This is a genomic window from Sphingobacterium gobiense, assembly GCF_002980575.1.
In the GTDB taxonomy this organism is placed as follows: domain Bacteria; phylum Bacteroidota; class Bacteroidia; order Sphingobacteriales; family Sphingobacteriaceae; genus Sphingobacterium; species Sphingobacterium gobiense.
On the sequence record NZ_PVBS01000001.1, the window covers coordinates 1,049,867 to 1,071,168 of the forward strand.

General features: G+C 40.5%; 16 protein-coding genes and 1 tRNA gene. 4 read left to right on the plus strand and 13 right to left on the minus strand.

Annotated features, from left to right (window positions below; all coding sequences use genetic code 11):
- Positions 1-3: 3 nt before the first annotated feature.
- The gene (locus C5749_RS04625; RefSeq protein WP_105723428.1) at positions 4-1,071 is read left to right on the plus strand and encodes a dipeptide epimerase; all 1,068 of its coding nucleotides are present in this window, start codon (positions 4-6) and stop codon (positions 1,069-1,071) included.
- On the opposite strand, the gene C5749_RS04630 is transcribed toward C5749_RS04625, so the two are convergent.
- The 3 genes from C5749_RS04630 to C5749_RS04640 form a co-directional block, all read right to left on the minus strand.
- Positions 1,058-2,740 carry a sodium/sugar symporter gene (locus tag C5749_RS04630; RefSeq protein ID WP_105723430.1) on the minus strand — a complete coding sequence of 561 codons (1,683 nt, stop codon included), beginning with the start codon at positions 2,738-2,740 and terminating at the stop codon, positions 1,058-1,060. The genes C5749_RS04625 and C5749_RS04630 overlap by 14 nt on opposite strands.
- 47 nt (positions 2,741-2,787) lie before the next feature.
- Positions 2,788-4,116 (minus strand): xylose isomerase, encoded by a 1,329-nt coding sequence (xylA, locus tag C5749_RS04635; RefSeq protein WP_105723432.1) that lies wholly within the window; start codon positions 4,114-4,116, stop codon positions 2,788-2,790.
- Positions 4,117-4,186: 70 nt separating this feature from the next.
- A complete protein-coding gene (locus C5749_RS04640) occupies positions 4,187-5,668 on the minus strand; it encodes a xylulokinase (RefSeq protein WP_105723434.1) in 1,482 nt (493 codons plus the stop codon).
- Between the two features lie 98 nt (positions 5,669-5,766).
- Between C5749_RS04640 and C5749_RS04645 the strand changes: the two genes are divergently transcribed.
- Positions 5,767-6,792: a LacI family DNA-binding transcriptional regulator gene (locus tag C5749_RS04645; protein WP_105723436.1), complete on the plus strand. Its 1,026-nt coding sequence runs from the start codon at positions 5,767-5,769 to the stop codon at positions 6,790-6,792.
- 10 nt (positions 6,793-6,802) lie between these two features.
- On the opposite strand, the gene C5749_RS04650 is transcribed toward C5749_RS04645, so the two are convergent.
- Both C5749_RS04650 and C5749_RS04655 read right to left on the minus strand, forming a co-directional pair.
- Positions 6,803-8,959, minus strand: coding sequence for a cation:proton antiporter (locus C5749_RS04650; protein ID WP_105723438.1), 2,157 nt, complete (start codon positions 8,957-8,959; stop codon positions 6,803-6,805).
- A 108-nt stretch (positions 8,960-9,067) separates the two neighbouring features.
- Positions 9,068-10,243 (minus strand): ABC transporter permease, encoded by a 1,176-nt coding sequence (locus C5749_RS04655; RefSeq protein WP_245893617.1) that lies wholly within the window; start codon positions 10,241-10,243, stop codon positions 9,068-9,070.
- Between the two features lie 126 nt (positions 10,244-10,369).
- On the opposite strand from C5749_RS04655, the gene fmt reads away from it, so the two are divergent.
- Complete coding sequence (fmt, locus tag C5749_RS04660; protein WP_105723442.1) at positions 10,370-11,284, plus strand: methionyl-tRNA formyltransferase; 915 nt, start codon at positions 10,370-10,372, stop codon at positions 11,282-11,284.
- 5 nt (positions 11,285-11,289) lie between these two features.
- Here fmt and C5749_RS04665 read toward each other — a convergent pair whose 3' ends face one another.
- Complete coding sequence (locus tag C5749_RS04665) at positions 11,290-11,502, minus strand: helix-turn-helix domain-containing protein (RefSeq protein ID WP_105723444.1); 213 nt, start codon at positions 11,500-11,502, stop codon at positions 11,290-11,292.
- A gap of 344 nt (positions 11,503-11,846) precedes the next feature.
- Between C5749_RS04665 and C5749_RS04670 the strand changes: the two genes are divergently transcribed.
- Positions 11,847-12,707 carry a sigma-70 family RNA polymerase sigma factor gene (locus C5749_RS04670; RefSeq protein WP_105723446.1) on the plus strand — a complete coding sequence of 287 codons (861 nt, stop codon included), beginning with the start codon at positions 11,847-11,849 and terminating at the stop codon, positions 12,705-12,707.
- Between the two features lie 68 nt (positions 12,708-12,775).
- Here the strand turns inward: C5749_RS04670 and C5749_RS04675 are convergent, their stop codons facing one another.
- The 7 genes from C5749_RS04675 to C5749_RS04705 form a co-directional block, all read right to left on the minus strand.
- The gene (locus C5749_RS04675; RefSeq protein WP_245893618.1) at positions 12,776-15,700 is read right to left on the minus strand and encodes a M16 family metallopeptidase; all 2,925 of its coding nucleotides are present in this window, start codon (positions 15,698-15,700) and stop codon (positions 12,776-12,778) included.
- Positions 15,701-15,802: 102 nt separating this feature from the next.
- Positions 15,803-15,874, minus strand: a tRNA-Arg gene (locus C5749_RS04680).
- An 82-nt stretch (positions 15,875-15,956) separates the two neighbouring features.
- A complete protein-coding gene (locus tag C5749_RS04685) occupies positions 15,957-16,598 on the minus strand; it encodes a hypothetical protein (protein WP_105723448.1) in 642 nt (213 codons plus the stop codon).
- Positions 16,599-16,611: 13 nt separating this feature from the next.
- Complete coding sequence (locus C5749_RS04690; protein WP_105723450.1) at positions 16,612-18,729, minus strand: TonB-dependent receptor; 2,118 nt, start codon at positions 18,727-18,729, stop codon at positions 16,612-16,614.
- Between the two features lie 46 nt (positions 18,730-18,775).
- On the minus strand, positions 18,776-19,099 hold the full coding sequence (locus C5749_RS04695) for a hypothetical protein (RefSeq protein WP_105723451.1): 324 nt from the start codon (positions 19,097-19,099) through the stop codon (positions 18,776-18,778).
- 74 nt (positions 19,100-19,173) lie between these two features.
- Entirely contained in the window at positions 19,174-20,067 is an 894-nt protein-coding gene (gene xerD / locus C5749_RS04700; RefSeq protein ID WP_105723453.1) for a site-specific tyrosine recombinase XerD, read from the minus strand.
- Between the two features lie 227 nt (positions 20,068-20,294).
- Positions 20,295-21,209: an OmpA/MotB family protein gene (locus tag C5749_RS04705; RefSeq protein ID WP_105723455.1), complete on the minus strand. Its 915-nt coding sequence runs from the start codon at positions 21,207-21,209 to the stop codon at positions 20,295-20,297.
- Between the last annotated feature and the right edge of the window lie 93 nt (positions 21,210-21,302).

Sequence of the window (21,302 nt, forward strand, 5' to 3'; positions counted from 1 at the left end):
ACTATGTCTAGACTAGCAGATTGGACAACAAGGAAAATGGGGAAATTTACACTACGCTTCCAGCCATATACCTTGGAAATGAATCATGTATTTACGGTTGCTTCTTTCAGCCGTACCAGTACACCCGTTATTTTGACGGAACTGGAATATGAAGGCGTGGTCGGTTATGGCGAAGCCAGTATGCCTCCTTATCTCGGTGAGTCGCAAGAAAGTGTAACCAAGTTCCTAAACAAGATTGACTTATCTGCGTTCAGCTCTCCTTTTGATACGGAGGAAATATTACATTATATAGACAGTGCCCAAGAAAAGAACACCGCAGCTAAAGCTTGTATCGATATAGCCTTACATGATTTATTAGGAAAACTCATGGCGCAGCCCTTTCACAAAATATGGGGATTAAACCCCGACCGTATCCCACCAACCTCCTTTACCATCGGAATCGATACGGAAGAAATCATACGCGAAAAAGTTGCAGAAGCAGAACAATTCAAGATCTTGAAGGTCAAACTCGGTTTGGATACCGATAAAATGATAATCAATACCATCCGATCTATAACAAATGTTCCTTTATGTGCGGATGTCAATCAAGGTTGGAAAAACAAAGAACAAGCCCTAGAGATGGCGCATTGGCTTGCCGAGCATAATATCTTTTTTATCGAACAACCGATGCCCAAGGAGCAAATAGATGATATAGCTTGGTTAACAGAACGCTCTCCTATTCCAACGATTGCCGATGAAGGATGTCAACGTTATAACGATATTATTAGCTTAAAAGACGTTTATACAGGCATCAATATCAAGTTGATGAAATGCACCGGCATGCGCGAGGCAAAAAAGATGGTGGAACTCGCAAGAGCACTAAATATGAAGGTAATGCTCGGCTGTATGACTGAAACGTCTTGTGCTATTTCTGCTGCCGCGCAGTTGGCTCCCCTTGTGGATTGGGCTGATCTCGACGGTGCGCTCTTAATCAGCAACGACGTATATGACGGTATGAAAATAGTAGATGGTGAATGCCAATTACCCGACCAACCAGGTATCGGCATCCACCGTCTTTTTACCAATACATGATATATAAAGCAGCCGTTATCAATGTCACTAAAAGTGCGCCGACGACAAAGCCTGGATGCGCTTTGAACATCTTCGTATCGACCTCCAATCCGTTTGGTACCACACCACGAGCATTCTCGATTTTACTGATGATGTACATGCCGATGATACAAATTACAAATACAAACCCCATGCGGTCGATAAAAGGTATTTCATATAAACCACTTGCCGGATTGATCACGGCAAAACCTGTCGAGTTTAAAAAGGATAAGTCAGCAAAATTTGGCAGGAATTTAAAGAAAACAGACAACAAGAATCCACCTATGGTCGCAAATAGAGCGGCATTAGAGGTTGTCTTCCTCCAGAAGAAACCAAGGATAAACATCGCAAATATACCCGGCGACACAAAGCCTGTATATTCTTGAATATATTGGAAGCCTCCTTTTTTATCGATACCCAAATGTGGGGCGATAAGTACTGCGAGTATCATAGACACAATAATAGTGATCTTGCCGGTATTAACTAATTGTCTTTCCGAAGCTGTCTTGTTAAATACTTTTTGATAGATATCGAGCGAGAAGATAGTCGCTACACTGTTTGCTTTTCCGGCTAAAGAAGCCACAACCGCCGCTGTTAAAGCTGCAAATGATAAACCTTTTAAACCTGATGGCAATAAATTTAACAGCACTGGATAAGCACGGTCTGGGTTCACCTCTCCTCCCTGTAACATTTCCGCTTGGAAATGCCCATCTTTCCATAGTACGTAAGCAGCGATACCTGGAAGTACAACGATAATTGGCATCAATAGTTTCAAGAAAGCAGCAAACAAGATACCGTTACGTGCCGTTTTTAAATCAGCGCCTAACGCTCGCTGCGTAATATACTGATTACAGCCCCAATAATTAAGGTTTACAATCCACATCCCACCAATCAATACGGATAGTCCTGGCAGGTCTAAATAGTTCTCGTTATCCTTTGCAAAAATCATTTCAAAATGCTCAGAAGCCTTGTCTGTCATAATAGCATAACCGTTTAAAATTCCTTCACCACCGTAGTGTTGAGAAACAAGGCTTAACGCGAGATACGTCGTTGCTAGACCTCCAAGTATTAAGAAAAAGACTTGAATAACGTCCGTATACCCGATCACTTTCATTCCGCCTAACGTAATGATAACCGCAAACACTGCAATGGCATACATACAGAATTCCAAACTAAATCCGGATATGCTGCTCACAGCCAAGGCGCCCAAATACAAAATGGAGGTTAGGTTGACCACCACATAAAGCGCTAGCCAAAAAACAGCCATAATCATCGCCACTGTACCATTATAACGCTTATGCAGAAATTGGGGCATCGTAAAGATCTTATTCTTTAGATAAACGGGTATAAAAAACACAGCCACAATGATTAACGTAATGGCCGCCATCCATTCATATGTCGCTATCGCAAGTCCCATCTTAAAGCCGGAACCACTCATACCAATGAACTGTTCAGCGGAAATATTCGAAGCGATTAAAGATGCTCCGATCGCCCACCAAGTTAACGAACCTTCCGCAAGGAAGTAATCTTTGGAATCCCCGCCAACTACCTTTGATCTTTTTTTATTATAGACCCAGATGCCATAGGCGGCGACAATTACGAAATAAACAAGAAAAACTAAATAGTCTGGAGTTGATAATATATTGTTCATACGGTTTATTTGATCACGGCTGCTAAGGTAATAAAAGAATTTAAAAATTAAATAAATCGATTTATGATATTTTCAATATATTCCTGTCTACCACTGGTTAACGTCGGCTCTCCATATTGTACAGCGTAATTTCGTAGATCCTCCAATCGCATGTTGCCCCTTTCAAAATCTGCTCCCGTACCGTTGTCAAAACTGCTATAGCGCTCTGTCCGTATCTTTTTATAATCTGAGTGTTGTAAGATATTGTCTGCGATAATAAGGCCTCTCGCAAAATTGTCCATACCACCTATATGTGCATGAAACAAATCTACAGGATCGGTTGAATTTCGGCGTATTTTGGCATCGAAGTTTACCCCCCCACCTTGTAAACCACCTGCCTCTAAGATAACAAGTAGAGCCTCAGCAAGTTCAGTTAAATTGTTGGGAAATTGGTCGGTATCCCATCCATTTTGGTAATCACCGCGATTAGCATCAATAGAACCCAATAAACCGGCATCTGCAGCAACCTGCAATTCATGCTGAAAAGTATGACCAGCCAACGTTGCATGATTTACTTCCAAATTCAACTTAAAGTCATCCAACAGATCAAATTGTCGCAGAAAACCTATTACGGTAGCTGCATCATAATCATATTGGTGCTTTGTTGGTTCACATGGTTTCGGTTCAATTAGAAAAGTTCCTGTAAAGCCTTGTTTTCTTGCATAGTCTTTTGCCATATGAAGAAAGCGTGCAAGATGTTCTTGCTCTCTTTTCATATTGGTATTTAAGAGCGACATATAGCCTTCTCTTCCGCCCCAAAAAACGTAGTTTTCTCCACCCAAAGCAATAGTCGCATCTATGGCGGCCTTCACCTGTGCTCCCGCATGTGATAATACGTGAAAATCTGGGTTGGTAGCGGCACCGTTCATATAACGATGGTGACTAAATAGGTTTGCCGTACCCCACAATAACTTCACACCACTCGCTTCTTGTTTTTCCTTTGCGTATGCCACAATTTGCGCCATATGGCGTTCATTATCTTCTATACTATCCGTGTGGTCAACCAAATCCACATCATGGAAACAATAATAAGGAAGCTGCATTTTGGTCATAAATTCAAAAGCAGCGTCCATTTTATCTTTTGCGCGTTCGAGAATTGTTGTTTTTTTATCCCATGGAAAAAATAAAGTGGGTCCGCCAAACGGATCGGATCCATTTGCGTTGAAAGAATGCCAGTAGGCACATGCAAACTTAAAATGTTCTGCCATTGTTTTTCCCGCTACCACATGTGAGGCATCATACCAACGGAACGCAAGCGGATTATCTGAATCCTTACCTTCATATTTTACTTGTCCAATGTTTTTGAAATACTCTTGATTTCCTAATAAAATGTTCATCTATTTGTTTTTTTATGATTAATGATTCTGAAGAGCTCTCTCCCGCTAATACCGAGATGAGGTATATTATTTAAATTGATAGTTTATCCTCTAGACTTTGTTTCCATTGATGATATAGTTCATTATATAGTTCCACTTGCCTCGGTTCAATAGTAATTTGCTTTTTAAGTCCGGAAAACGCTTCATTGCGATCAGTATATACACCAGCCCCTAATCCTGCCCCCAATGCCGCTCCAACACTACCATCATTGTCATACAATTCTACTCCGGTTCCCGTAGCACCGGCAAAAGACTGTTGAAAAACAGGACTCAAAAATAAATTCGTATGACCAGCTCGAATGACTTCGGGTTGGATACCGTTTTCACGCATAATATCTAGACCATACCGAAATGCAAAAGCAATTCCTTCTTGGGCTGCCCGCCACAAATGAGCAGCATCGTGGCGTACAAAATCCAAGTTTTCTATATGCGCATGCAAGGTTTTGTTCAATAGCATTCGCTCCGCACCGTTACCGAAAGGTAGGATTTGAACCCCCTCCGACCCGATTGGGACAGCGGCTGCGAATTCGTTGATTTGGGGATAACTGTACCCCATTGCCGTTATTTTTTTTAGCCAGCTATTCTGAATACCCGTTCCGTTAATACACAACAAGACACCTATATTCGGATTGTCAACCTGATAATTTACATGTGCAAAGGAATTAACCCTAGACTGTTGGTCGTAAACCAATTTGTCGGTAACGGCGTAAATAACACCTGAAGTTCCCGCGGTAGCAGCTACTTCTCCCGGTTCAAACACATTTAGAGATAGCGCATTGTTAGGTTGGTCTCCAGACTTATAACTCACAACCACATCAGGCGAGAGGCCAAGTTCATCGGCTACAATAGGGCGAATTTTTCCATAAGTTGAAAAAACAGGCAATAATTCTGGTACGAGTGATTCCGTGATACCATAATAATGTAATAACGAGTCCGATAAGCGATGTTCTGCAAAATTCCATAATACACCTTCTGATATGGAACTTATATTCGAATTTATCTCTCCTGTAAAACACATACTCAAATAATCCCCAGGCAACATAAACTTGTATACTTGCTCATACAGTTCCGGTTCGTATTGCTTAACCCAGGCTAGTTTAGAAGCAGTAAAGTTTCCTGGAGAGTTTAAATGAGTTGCTAAAAAAGAATGTTCTTTTAAGTGGAAAAAGGCTTCGTTCCCTATTTCCACCGCCCTGCTGTCACACCAAATGACGGCGTTTCGCAGCGGCTTATTGGTTTTGTCAACAACAACCAAACCGTGCATCTGATAGGCGATGCCAATAGCACCAATATCTTTTGGATTATATAATCCGCTCTGGTGTGCTTTTTTAATGGCTTCTCTTGTATGAGACCACCAAGTTATCGGATTTTGTTCAGCCCATCCAACCCTATCAGACAATATAGGGGCCTCGGATTCCGGAAAATTCGTGGAAACTATTTTAGTATTGGTCGCTGCATCTACAACAGAAACCTTAACAGATGATGTACCTAAATCTATCCCTAATAATAACATATTATATATCTAAAATTGGCAATGCTCTATGCAACCGCTTGCATAAAATTATTTAATATATTTTATATTTACAAAAATTAAATTTAAAAGATTTTATTTTGGCTAAGAAAACAACCGTCTACGACATTGCTAAAGAACTGAATATCACGGTATCCACGGTATCCAGAGCATTAAATAATATATCGACCATAAGTGAGGCGACCCGCAAGGCTGTCTTGGAAACAGCTGTGCGTTTGAATTATCGTCCCAATAAAATCGCCTCTTCCCTTACTTCCGGAAAAACATATACTATCGGCGTATTGATTCCCAGTGCCCAAATTCAGTTTTTTGCATCCGTTATTCATGCTCTTGAAACGTCTTTAAAATCGTTTGGTTATAGCATTCTTTTATATCAAACCAATGAATCGTTAAGCTCCGAAAAGAAGGGTATAACAACCCTTTTAGAGGCACAAGTAGATGGTATAGTTGCCTCTATGTCTTTGGAAACAAAGGATCCCACCCATTTCGAAAAAGTGAAAGAAGAAGGTAAACCGCTGATCATTTTTGATCGGACGCACGATGACTTGCAATGTCCTATGGTGAAGATCGACGACCTACACGCTGGATATATTGCCACAAAGCACTTATTGGACGAAGGTTATCGGAAAATAGCTTATATCACCACCAAACACAAGATTAAAATTTTCAAAGAGCGATATGAGGGATATCTGCTCGCACTACAGGAAGCGAAGCTTACAGCAAATCCAGGATATTCGATATTTGGTGAACTGAATGTAGAAGGAGGATACGCGGGTACACATGAACTATTAAAACTCCGAGAACGTCCGGACGCTATTATCGGTGGCGACGATTATGTAGCTCTGGGAATTATCAAAGCGTTACATGATAAAAAAATCACTCCTCCGGAAATTGGTGTGATAGGTTTTGCAAATCAAAACTTTTCAGAACACATTATACCCAGTCTTTCCACCATTGATCAACAGGCTTTAAAAATAGGAAAAGAGTGTGCTAAAATGTTTCTCAAGGTTATTGAACAACCACTTGCTACACGCGCAGATCAAAAGCCCGTAGTGATTGAACCCCTTCTTCTTGCTAGAGAATCGACCAAGCGGAGAAATAAATAAACCGTGAAGTTTATTCTTTGGTAAACATATTGCCAATTTCACGGCTGATTTTACGGAAAATCGGTGCTGTTGGAACGTCTTCGTATGCATCTATATGATGACTATTTGCACGTCTTTTGGGAAAAATCAAGATGATATTTTGATTTCGATAGTAGCGTCCGACACGTTTCGCAAGACCATCCAAAGAATCTCGATAAGACACTTCACCATGACGGGCAGAGACAAAAATCAACAGTGAGTCCACATTACTAAATGTGGCTAATCCATATATATTGTCCCAATCTTCATAGTTTTTAAACAACGCAGTAACGCTGGTTTTCATTACCTTCAACGTATTTTCTATGACCGCTTCCGTTCGTCTATCACATATAAAACATATCGGCAAGGATAATTCCTGTCCAAGTTTTAGCATTTTCTCCATCCAGTATTCGAACCCTATTTCAGATTCCGCTAGCGGAGGTACGAAGATTGTAATGGATGTGTGGGTGAGAAATGGGTTGTCCAAACGACACATCATCAAATTAGTGTCGGTCCTGTTCAATATACTTTCTGTCTTCTCGCCCACAATTTTTTCAATAAACGAAGTTGCACTGGGCCACCCCAGAATAACACAAGCGGCGGAAAGATTTTTTGATGTTCGTGCGATCCCGCCGGCGATATTATAATCGATTGTGGTGAGCATTTCTACTTCTGTTTCGGAGCCTGATGCATATTTGACCATACTATCTAAATTTTTACGGGCAATTTTCACATTTCGTTCTGCTTGTTCGTTATCGGTCACTACACTTAATATGTGCAGAGGGTAAGGTGACTTTTTTGATTTAATCAACGTAGCAAAATCTATAATAGGCTCCATTTTGTTCAAATTAGCAATAGGGATGAGTATCCGTTCCTCTCGTTCCTCTACATGATCCATATCTTCTATTTCTTGGTTACCTTCCAAAACAACAGCTTTGGAGGCCTTTTCCGTTAACAACGACGCAAAAATACAAGATATTAAAATCAAAGCTACTGTGCCGTTCAATACGTTTTCATCTACTATGCCGCTGTTATATCCAACCATAATAACAGCCAGTGTTGCAGCGGCGTGTGCGTTGCTAAGACCATGCATTAGATTTCGTTGACTATTGGAGTACTTAAAAACCAGCTGCGTGACAGCAGCGGCCAAGAACTTACCCGAAATAGAAACCACAGCTAATGTACCCACAATAACAAGTGCCCACGCCCCACTAAATAAAACGCTTAAATCCACCAGCATTCCAACCGAAATCAAGAAGAATGGTATAAAAATCGCATTGCCGATAAACTCAATTCTATTCATTAAAGCAGACGAATTGGGAATCAACTTATTTAAAGCTAAACCAGCCATGAAAGCTCCAATAATATGCTCCAGCCCGGCCATTTCCGCTAAAAACGCAGACAAAAAAACAACCGTTAATACAAAAATATAGTGAGCAGTTTTTTCCGCTTCTATCTTGGAGAAAAACCATTTTGCTATTCGCGGGATAATACCAAACAAAACAGCCAGAAATATAGTTAAGGAAATTCCCAACGTAATCCAAAACTCCGGTCCTATCTGCCCTTCCGACATACCTTTGATAACCGCCAGTATAACTAACACCGCTGTATCTGTTATAATCGTTCCGCCAATGGTAACAGCGACAACTTCTTTTTTTGAGATACCATAACTATTCACAATAGGATACCCAACTAATGTATGCGTAGCAAACATACTAGCGATAAGTACACTTGGCAGTAGTTCATACCCCAATAAAAAGTAACAGACCGGAAAACCAATAGCAATAGGAAACGCAAAAGTACAAAATCCAAAAAAGATACTTTTATTTTTAGTCTTTTGGAATTCGTTCATATCTAATTCGAGACCGGCAATAAACATAATATAGAGCAACCCAATGGTTGAAAACAGATCAATGCCATCAACACCAGTAATATTTACTGAATGCCTGTCTATTTTAGAAAGCCAGTTCAATCCGTGTGGTCCTAGTAACACACCAAATAATATAAAACCGATAATGCCGGGTACTTTAATCGGCCGCAATATGATAGGGGATATCAATATGATAAATAACACCAATGTAAATACCAGAACCGGGTTGGTCAAAGGAAGCGAAAATGCCTCGTTAAAATGGTGTAATACTCTATCCATAAATAATTCTTCTTATCGCTGCTGAAAATAAGAGAAGCGGAAAATAGGAAAACTTTAGCCTATTTCCTAATCAAAAACACAAAAAGCTAGATGGTTTACTTACTTCAATTATTTAAACTGTATGACTTTGATCGGTGAAATCCGGCTAATGAGCATCGCCGGAATAAATAAGGCAAGTAATCCAATTATGGCTATGGCAACATTCAGCCCCACGAATTCATACCAAGCAATATCCATCGGTACATAATGAACATAATAAGTATAAGGGTCCAACTTAAAAAAATGCGTATAGGTTTGAAAAAAATAAAGAGAGATGGCGATTAAGTTACCTATGAATAGGCCCACTCCAATAAGATATATGGAACCATATAAGAACACCTGTCGAATCCTTCCATTGGGACATCCCAAAGCTTTCAATACTCCAATCATCGAAGCACGTTCTAAGATACTAATCAACAAGGAAGACACCATATTGATAACAGCCACAACGACCATCAACACAAAAATGATGTTATCGTTCATATCGAGCATGTTTAACCAGTTAAAAATATCAGGCATTTGCTGTACGATATTAGTGGCTTCCAACTCGATGGGTAAGATTTTATCAATTTCCTGTGTGGTGTTTTCTAACAAATCAAAAGAAGTAATCCTAATTTGATATGCGCCCACTTGATTCTCTTGTAAATCATTTAGCCGTTTAATCAAATCTAGCGACCCGATGACATATGTCTTATCTAATTCCTCCGAATGTGTCGTATAAATGCCTTTAACGGTAAAAGGACGTCGACGAATCGGATCTTGTATAAAATACATGATGAACTTATCCCCGACATCCAAATGTAATCTATTTGCCAAATATTCAGAGATCAAAAGCTGTGTATTACCTCCTGATGAAAATTCAAGTGTGTCCCCCTTTACAATATTTTTTTGTAGATATTCTTGGTTATAACTTTTATCTATACCTTTCAATAGCACGCCCTCTACTTGCCCATCCACGTTCATAATACCTGCTTTGGTAGCAAAAGGTGTTATATCAACAACTTGAGGTAAAGCCGCTAGCTGCTTCAGGTTTTGGGACGATAATTGAATAGGCGTATTTTCGTAAGAAGCGTTCAAGTCATTTTTCGTTACAACAATATCTCCGAAAAATCCCCTTTGTTTGTCTATAATTTCCCGTTTAAATCCATTCAGTATAGCTACTGACAAAATAATGGCAGAAATAGCCAATGCCAACGCCCCTATAGTCACACGAACAATCAGCTTCGAAAACGTTCGATGCCCCATGAATGTGATCCGCTTAGCTAAAAAGTAAGGAAAATTCAAGGTGAATATTAATTTTGTAACTTCGCAAAGTTAATAATTTTTATCACTTAGCGATATTTCGTTTCCATACTAAAAACAGAAAAATATATGCGTATTATATTTATGGGTACCCCCGATTTTGCAGTTGCATCGTTAGCTGCATTGCTTCGGTCTGGCGAAGAGGTTGTTGCGGTCGTCACCACACCAGACAAACCGGCAGGACGAGGACAGAAAATGCACGAATCAGCAGTTAAGAAGTATGCAGTACAACAGGGATTACCGATATTGCAACCGGAAAGACTTAGAAGTCCCGAGTTTATCGCAGAACTCCAGTCTTATCAGGCGGATCTACAGGTTGTCGTCGCTTTCCGCATGCTCCCCGAAGTAGTTTGGAATATGCCTTCTTTAGGCACCGTCAACGTACATGCTTCACTTCTTCCGCAATACCGAGGCGCAGCTCCTATTAATCATGCCATTATTCAAGGAGAAACACATACTGGCGTGACTACGTTTTTATTACAACACGAGATAGACACTGGTCATGTACTTTTCTCACAACGAGTAGAAATTGGTCCGCGAGATACGGCAGGTAATTTACACGATAAATTGATGGTCGTAGGGGCAGAAGTGCTATTAAAAACGATTAGCGAATTGAAAAAAGACAATATACGCCCAATACCGCAAACACAATTGGAAACAGCTGTGCTAAAAACAGCGCCAAAGATCTTTAAAGAAAATTGTAACATCATATGGAATAAGCCAACGGATCAGGTTTACAACCAAATAAGAGGGTTAAGCCCCTATCCAACTGCATATACCCTATTAAATGGAAAAGTTTTGAAAATTTTTGAAACGGAAAAAGGGCAACCGATTGGAGGAGCTCCTGGAGCATATACCACCGACGGAAAAACTTTTCTGTCGTTTGCTACGCAAGACGGTTCGCTTTCCGTTATCTCTCTCCAGCTTGAGGGAAAAAAAAGGATGCAAATCGATGAGTTTTTAAGAGGATATCGATTTGATTAACAGGATTATTTTTCGTCTTTTATGTATTCCATAATGTCTCCGGGTTGACAGTCCAGCGCCTTGCACAGCGCCTCTAAGGTACTCAATCGAATCGCTTTAGATTTCTGATTTTTAATAATAGAAAGATTTGACAGCGTTATCCCTACGCGATGACTAAGCTCATTTAAGGAGACTTTTTTTTCTGACATAATCTTATCTAAATGAATTTTAATTGGCATAACTTCTCCATTTTAAGATGACACATTGACCTAATAGTAACAATTCTAATATACGATATGTTTTATTGAATATCAAAATTTCATTGATTCTTTAAATTAATAACTTCATAACAAAGGCGTTACAACAATCGTTTTACAAAAACGGATAAAACAAATTATCCGTTCTTACGTTTTACCTTAGTAATATATCGGGTTTGGAATAATTTTTGCTGTTAATTTTGTACTAAACCCCCTATGTTAACTTCCTCATACAGAGTATTTAATTTACACTTATATGAAGGAACTATGGGTAAAATTCACTATTTTTGCAGACATTTCAAAAGAGAAAGGTATTTATACATTAAATGAGACAGCTCAAAATTACACAATCCATTACCAATCGCGAATCACAGTCGTTAGACAAATATTTGCACGAGATTGGTAAAGTAGACTTAATCACCGCAGAAGAAGAAGTGATCTTGGCGCAACGCATACGCGAAGGAGACCAAGTTGCTTTGGAGAAACTGACAAAAACCAACTTACGTTTCGTGGTTTCTGTTGCTAAACAATATCAGAATCAAGGCCTTACATTGGGCGACTTGATTAACGAGGGCAACTTAGGCTTAATTAAAGCAGCAAAACGTTTTGATGAAACGAAAGGGTTTAAGTTTATCTCTTATGCCGTATGGTGGATTCGCCAGTCTATCTTGCAAGCGATTGCTGAACAATCACGTATTGTCCGTTTACCTTTGAACCAAGTGGGTTCATTGAGTAAGATCAGCAAAGCTTTTTCCAGATTGGAGCAGGAATATGAGCGCGAGCCGTCTCCAGAAGAATTGGCTGATATTTTGGAAACAACTGTTGACAAAGTGTCAGACACGTTAAGCAACTCAGGAAGACATGTATCCATGGATGCACCATTTGTTCAAGGGGAAGAAAACACCCTTTTGGATGTATTGGAAAATGCAGACCCGGATACAGATAGTATATTGATTGATGAGTCGCTATCTGAGGAGATTAAACGCTCATTGGCAACCTTGACAGAAAGAGAACGTGAAATTATCGTCTTGTTTTTCGGATTAGGAACAAACCACCAATTATCCCTTGAGGAAATAGGTGAAAAATTTAGCTTGACGAGAGAACGTGTACGTCAAATCAAGGACAAAGCTTTACAGCGCCTTCGCCATACGTCGCGCAGTAAAATTTTAAAATCTTATTTAGGCTAATCGCCGACCCATTATTAGTAATGCGCAGCCCAAAAGCTGCGCATTTTTGTTTTATCCAATATTGCATTTTATTTTTCATCTGGCAAAAGAATAAACTTAAAGAGTTTATCTTCCTTCAAATATTTATTGGCTACCTCCTTGACAGATTCCACCGATATTTTCTCCAAATCTTCCAAATAACTGTTAATATATGTAGGATCTTCCTCTCGTTGGTAGGCTCCTGAAATTTGTCCCATCCAGAATTTATTTTCTTTTAGCGAGAGTTCTAATTGACGCTTTTGCTCTATTTTGAATTTTTCTAAATCAGAAGCCAATGGACCATTTTCCTTGACCTTTGCAATCTCATTCAGTGCGGCGGCCATTAACGATTCATACCGGTCTACGCCTGTACCAAATGACACCGTGAAGCTATAACGATTTTTAGGATACTTATTGGTTGATGCTCTGGCTCCGGTACCATATACACCACTCTCTTCCTCGCGTAGGCGTTCAATCAATTTAATAGACAGTACACTCTGCAAGGCACTCATATTTAAATTCTCTACTTTATCATAAGTGTAGTCGCCATAATACCGTAAAACCGCTGTGGCTTTCTCTTCTTTCCCTTTATGAACCACCGTTTCAAATCCCTTTTCCGGTTCATAGATATTCAAATCTTTCGCTTGTTCCTGGCGTTCTAACGTTGGCAATGCGGCTAAATAGTTTTCTAAATAAGGTTTGATCTCCTCCTCTGTAAAAGAACCAACCAGCGTGAAGACAAAGTCGGACGCGTCAGCAAAGCGATCCTTATAAATCGCCAACGCGCGATCTCTATCAATCTTCTTTACATCTTTTGCTTCCATCGGAACACGACGGATATTATCTCCGTACAGGCTTTCATTAATTGCTTTGGAAAACACAAAATTCGGATCATCTTCTTGGTTACTCATAGAAGACAGACTTCTCGTAACAAAGCTCTGAAATACATCGTCTTCAATCCGTGGTTCCGTAAAGTAGCCGTAAATCAATTCAAAAGCGGTGGTAAGTCCCTCTTTATCGCTATAACCAGAAAGCCCCTCGCTCCGCTCGCCAATATAGGGACTGATATTCACATTCTTTCCGGTCATGTACCTGCGTAACTCAAATGTATTCAACTGACCAAGGCCGCTACTGTTCACTAGATTTCCAGACTGAGCTGCGGAAAAATAATCAACATCATTATATAAAGAGGTTCCTCCCGGACTGAATGCGTTAATCAGAATTTCATCATTTTTAAAAGTGGTTGGCTTCAGCACGACTTTCACCCCATTACTCAGTATGAATTCCTTCACGGCGATATCTGCAATTTCTTTGGAAGACGCGATCGTCCCCGCTTGGGGTTTACCCGCAAGTAAAGGAAGGTCAGATACCTTGTCTTCATAAGCAAGGACATCCTCGTTCTCTACTTCGGAAAACCAAGCATTCGCCTGTGCTTCGGCAGGGAGATTTTCTTTCTCCTTGTCCGGCGCCATAATGATAATATCTCGGTTCGTATCTAGGTAATATTCCTTCCCTATTTCTTCTACTTCCTTTAGTGTTAAGGTCGGGAGCAATTGCTTGTACAGATTATACGAATCTACATTACTTAATGCCGGAGTATCGTCCAGATAATAGTTCAAATAGCGGCTTACGTAGCTATCTGATTTCTTTTTATCCCGCTCTATAAATAGCGTTTCATTCCCCTTTTCAATATTCGCAATAGCCCGCTGAAATTCCGTCTCGGTAAAACCGTGCTTCTGAACACGCTCCAGTTCACGCACCAAGGCTTTAAACCCGTTCTCAAATTCGTTCGGTTTCGCCGCGAACGAAGCGTTATAAGCGTCCAATCCCCCCAGAAAACCGCCAATTCCGACTCTCGCTTGAATAAACGGCGGATCGGCTGATTGTGCTAGTTCCGACAAGCGGGCATTTAACATGGTGCCATATACTGATTTAAGGATACTTCTGCGGAAATCACGTACCGTTTTAACTTCTTCTTCTGTATGTTTGATTGTAATTTGGGCGGTGGTATAGGTCATTTCGGAATCCGTGACCACGATGAACTGGTTTTTATCCAATAAAGGCACCTTATACTCCACGCGTTCGGGCGGGTCGGCGGGTGATTTTAGGTCACCGAACAGGCGCTGCACTTCTGCTTCCATCTCCGCCACATCAATATCGCCAACGATAATCAGTGATTGTAAATCCGGACGATACCATTTCTGGTGGAAGTTGCGCAAAACCTCGTACGGAAAATCCGTGATGCTTTCTTTGGTACCGATAGGCAAACGATGTGTATACCGGGAATTGTTGAGCATTATGGGAAGATATTGATCGCGCATACGTTGTTGAGCACCGCGTCCTCCTCGCATTTCCTCTAATACGACACCTCTTTCTTTGTCAATTTCTTCATCTGTCAATAAAGCATCCTGCGCCCAATCACGCATGACTTGCAGTCCGTTTTTCAACAGCTCGGGGTCATCCGAAGGAATTGGTAATTGGTATACGGTTTGATCAAAACCGGTATAAGCATTGAGGTCACTACCGAAACGTACACCGGCACTTTGCAAGTAATTTACTAACTCATTTTTTGGAAAATGTTTGAGACCATTAAAATTCATGTGCTCCATAAAATGCGCCAGCCCTAATTCTTCCTCTGTCTCTAAGATAGAGCCTACTTTGGTCGCTAAATACATCGTAACACGATCGTTAGGCTCGACGTTTTTTCGGATAAAATATTGAAAACCGTTTTCCAGTTTACCTGTTTTAACCTCTTGATCAAAAGGTAACGGCGCATCCCACGACAATGTATCGGCTCGAAGAATACTCCGTGATTCCGCAAACATAGCCATTGGCCCAGCTTGACTTAACTGGAATAATCCAGGTAATAAAAATGCTATTGCAATAGGTTTTATTAGATTCATTCGTAACTTAATTTGTTGTGTATAATAATCGAATACGGTAAACATACGAAATTTCGTTGTTTCTTTCTCCATAATTTCCTACAATATTTCGATTAGTACATGATATAGCAAACAATATTTGTTAAGGAAGGGGCTTAAAAAAAACAGCGCTTTGCGAGCGCTGTTTTTTTGGTGTGTTCCCGGCGGGGGTCGAACCCACATCGTCAGAACCGGAATCTGAAATTCTATCCATTGAACTACGGGAACCAACTTCGCTGGCAAAAATACTATTTTTTACATTACTTTAAAATCGAAATGCAAAATATAAATTATCCGCCAGCAAATACTTCTAGTGGTCGTGGCCTTGTTCACTAACCAAATGCACCTCAACTTTCAAATCTAAATCGTTTGCCCCTGTGAATTGCATAAAGTTCGAATTGCTCCAATCACCAGCAGTGATATTTTCTTTTACCCCAGGATTTAAATGACGTAATACATAACGTAATACGAATGTATCCGCTTCTTCGGCAACGGTTAAGTATCCCGTAACGCCTACATTCACTTCATTATTGTCGACATCTCTGTCCGCATATACATATTCCATCGTTTCTGCAAGACTTCCTGTCGGGTTCTTTAGAATAAAAGCTTGGTGAATATCATGTCTATCCAGAAATGTTTGCCGCGTCTCGCGGCCTGCAAAGTCTGTCGCAAATAACTCCAATCTGTACGTCTTACCTACATACAAATGTAAGTGTGCATTTACTGGAGGAAGCATCTGATCACCACCAAACACAACCTCTTCTACTTGCGGATTCGAAATATCATTGTAATGGTAATGATCGCCATGTTCTTCACGTTCCACTTCGGTAAAAACTAATTTAGCCGTACCTACTTCCTCTTGATCTTCTTCTGGTGTAGGATCATCTTTTGAACACGATGGGGCAAAGAAAAGTATACTAATTGCTAAAATAAAAAGATTAATTTGTTTCATGATTTTAATAATTCTAAAATTGATAAGAAATTTTTACGTTTACATTTCTACCCATTTGATGGGCGAAATACCGAAAACGATCCATATAGTCCTTATAGGAGCTATTGAATAGATTTTCCACGGAAAGCATCACATTCCATGATGTGTGGGTGTCATTATTAGCTTTAATTTGCTTATTTACCACGATATCAAACAAATGGTAAGCAGGCGGTGGCACCACGTAGTCCATCCCTTCGGTATACTGGGTTTGTTTTGCTACAAAGCGGTGGACAAACTTGAGGTAACTTTCCGGTTGCGATCGTCCCAAATATGACCAAGAAAAAGCATGTTGAAAGCGTGCTGGTGGAATATACGGTAAATAGTTATCCAACTCCACATTGCGCGCACGAACTATGGATGCATTTACGTCGTAATGTAGCCTATCCAAAAAAGCATAGCGGAGACGTAAATCAGCTCCATAAAAGAGTGCATCGTGCTGCTGATAAGCGAACAGCGGAAATGTACCTCGGATCGTTTGCCGAACAACATCTGGATCCGGTTGTGCATAGATATAATCATATAATATCTGAGCGTACACATCTATCGTTGCCTGTAGACGCTCATCGTTCCATATAAAAGCATTGATCCATTTTAACCCCTTCTCGCTACGCAGATCAGGATTCCCTAATTCATAGGTCGCACTTCCGTGATGCACACCGTCACTATACAATTCATTAACAGAAGGTGCCCGCCAGGCCAGACCAATATTGCTTTTCCAGCTCAGTTTTGGTGAAAAATGATAAAGGGCACCGACTGTACCCGACGCGTTGTGAAACCTACGGGTATCCGTTAGTAAATATTGCTCAATCGTTCCATCGTCATTGATCAAGTCTCGCCGATACCGATACCCTGCGATATCTAAATATTTAAAATCGTAACGACCACCTATCTCGGCATGCCATCTATCAATATGAAATTGGTGCACGGCAAATATTCCTGCTGCATAGCTGTCGAAGTTGGGGATAATAGGCGTCGTCCCGGTACCCGGCGTATTATTATTGATCTGTATCAAAGATTGCATACCTACCGAACTATGTCCCTGCTTCACAACGACATCCAGACTTTGTGTCGTCAACACCATATCGGCCATTGGGATATCGTCCGATTCCACCCGCCGCAAGTCGTACTCTCGGCGGTGGTTTCGCTGCAGTCCATATTGCACTTCCAATTTACGGTCGGTGCGAAACTGATGTTCCCATGAGGCTTTAACCAAATCATGTGTTACTTTTTGTCGTGGCGCCTCGATCTGATAACTAAAATCGTACGTTTCAAAGGGACGTCCATAATCTATACGTGCTTGAATATCTTCGCCCGTACCAATATGTGCACCCCGAAAGATGCCCAATTGCGTTCCGAAATGACTAAAATATAACTCCAGCTGATTTCTGTCTCGTTTATATTGCAGTGTTCCGGCATAGTTGAATTCTTCTACACCCGTGTTACCCAAAAAGTAATCAGCCGCTTTATAATTTCCTAGCTTTTTACCGCTAACTTGCATGCGCCAGCCTAATCCAGGCAACGCTTTTACAGCACCCTCAAAACGCGTATTTACAGCTCCTCCACGTCCGTTCGACTGTCCTATCAGATCTACTCCCCCCTTCCATTCTCTGTCTAAATCAATATCATTTGCCGAGGTCAATATAACTCCGCCTAAAGCATCTGCCCCATACCGGACTCCTTGTGCGCCTTTCACCACCTCCAGTTCGTTTGCTGCAAAAGGGTCTATTTCAGGCGCATGTTCGATCCCCCATTGTTGTCCTTCTTGACGCACACCATTGTTCAAGATAAGAATTCGATTGCTGTGGAGTCCATTGATGACGGGTTTCACAACGCTGTTTCCCATACCTATAGTGGATACACCGGAAATGTCTGTTAATGATTCCGCCAGCGTTTTCCCTTTGTTTTCCTGCACTTCTTGTGCAGAGAGGCGGTGTACGCTGTGGGATAATTCACCACGACGTCCGATAACCTCCACATCTTGCAAATGGATGGAATCTTGTTCTTTTTTATGCACCGAGTGCTCCTGCTGCCCGTTACACAAGCCGATAAAAAGCCATAGCATCCCTAATAGGGCTAAGCATTTGTATTGCATTTATTCAAAAAATTTTATGAATGGTATAAACCTGAATGTTGTGGATTTATATATATCGGGGCGGGTCTTTGTTCTGCTGCAGACGCGCTGCACCATCCTGGCAGGACAAATAGTAACGTCCGTTGTGTAGACTATTGTACTCTTTTGTCACTACATCAGGTAACAAAGCGTCAAACGCGAAATGATGGCTTATTTGATGTAAAATGAACCAACAAAGCGCACATTCATCTGCCTCAGGATGTTCGTGATGATCTGAAGACGAACAATTATGGTGGTGTGTAATATCATGCGTATAGTGAAGCCCACTGCTTGTTGATAAAACAATCAATGTCATGATCACACCTATAAACCGTCCTATCTTTGCTGTCATAAGTTGGGCACAAAGATACATCAAATGCAATTGTATTGCAAATTAAAGTTCACCTAGTTGCATTAAGCAGATGTTTATGACCTGGGATGGTACTGGGTAATGACCGATTGCAAATAATCTTTATCAATATGCGTATAAATTTCAGTAGTCGTAATGCTCTCATGTCCGAGCATATCTTGTACTGCTCGCAAATCCGCACCACCTTCTACCAAATGGGAAGCAAATGAATGACGAAACGTGTGAGGACTAATAGGTTTTGTCAAACCTATTTTCTTTGCAAGATCTTTAATAATAAGGAATACCATGACACGTGTCAACTGTTTCCCGCGCCTATTCAGAAAAACAACGTCTTCATGTCCCATTTGCACCGGAACATGAGGACGCACTTCCTCCAGATATATTTTCAAGTATTTAATAGCGTGATGCCCAATAGGAATAAGACGTTCCTTACTTCCCTTCCCTTCTACTTTGACAAATTCGACATCCAAATAAAGATTAGAAACTTTTAATGTAACTAATTCCGAGACACGCAAACCACAACCATATAATACTTCCAAAATGGTTTTATTACGCATTCCCTCCAATGTGGACAGATCAATAGCTGCAATTAGCGCATCTATCTCCTCGATATTCAGTACAGTGGGAATTTTACGGTTTAATCGTGGGGATTCCACTAATTCCGTGGGGTTGTCCTTTCTATCATATTCAATTTGGAGGAATGCAAAAAACGTCCTTAATCCCGAAAGAAGCCTAGCTTGCGTAAAAGCAGATATGCTAAAGTCGTTTATAAAGACAAGGAACTGTTGTATGAAACGAGCATCTACTTGGGCAAGCGCTGTTTTCTTAAAACTGCAATATGCTTCCAGCTTCTGTACATCGTTCAAATAAGCATCTATCGAGTGGTTTGATAGATTACGTTCCAATAACAAATAGCGCTTAAAATCTTTTTTTGCGATGTCCCATTCCATATGTAAATAATCTGTTTTTAACGGCCACATGGAATACCAAGATTATTTCTATCGTTGGTTATAGCTTCACAACCGTGCGTATTTCATGCTTTCAAAGGTAGTGAAAACAAACAATTTTCGACAAGTTCTTTGTTATTGAAAAATTACATTTCCTGTTCGAATCGCTAATAAGAAAGGAGCATACTTCAGTGCTGCTCCTTTCTTAATTAATTCAAAATCTGCCACAACTAAAACTCCGTGACAGCTGGCGTCTCTTCCTGTGGATCTATTGCATTCGCTTCTGTACTCGCTTCCGGCGCTTTATCAATCAGTTCCATAAATTGATCTAGCTTTGGTGTAATGATAATTTGCGTACGACGGTTTCGCGCTTTTCCATCAGGTGTCGTGTTATCGGCAACAGGATTGTACTCGCCCCTTCCCCCTGCGGTTAAACGTCTAGGGTCAACACCATATTGGGTTTGTAAAGCCTGCACAACGGAGGATGCTCGTAACACACTCAAATCCCAATTATTTCGAATATTCTTTTGGGAAATTGGATCGGTATCTGTATTTCCTTCAATCAAGACATCGTATTCTCTATAGTCTTGAATAATCTTAGCAATTTTACTAAGTGTCTCGCCGGCTCTTGCAGAGATTTCATAGCTACCGGACCTATAAAGCATATTATCAGACAAGGATATATACACCACACCTTTCAACACCTTCACATCAACATCACGTAACTCCTCACGACTCAAAGAACGTGTCAAATTGTTTGTCAGCACGAGATTAAGTGAATCACTTTTATTTTTGGTATTTACCAAATGTTGGATATACCTATTCGATGCGTTGATCTCATCAACCAACTTTGAGATATTGACATTTCCCTGTGTATTTTGGTTGATACTCATATCCAGCGTTCCCTGTAGACGTTGTAATGCTTCCCGCAAGGACGCGTTGTTTTTACGCTCAATTTCCAAAAGCTCCTCTAAGTTTTTAACTTTCGTTCGGCTTTCAGCAAGCTCTATTTGGCTTTGTTGATAGCGCTCGGTCAAATCCTGATGCTGCATTTGTAATTCGGCATATCTTTTCTTTCCCCCACAGCTAGCAAGGAATAAACCAGAAATTAGGACGACCATCATGATTATTCTACTATTTATCATAAGTTGACATTTTTATTTCCTAGTATCAAGCTTTGCAAAAGTAATGCCTAAAATTTTCGAACAGCTTTTTTGACAAGAATGAAAAAACATATT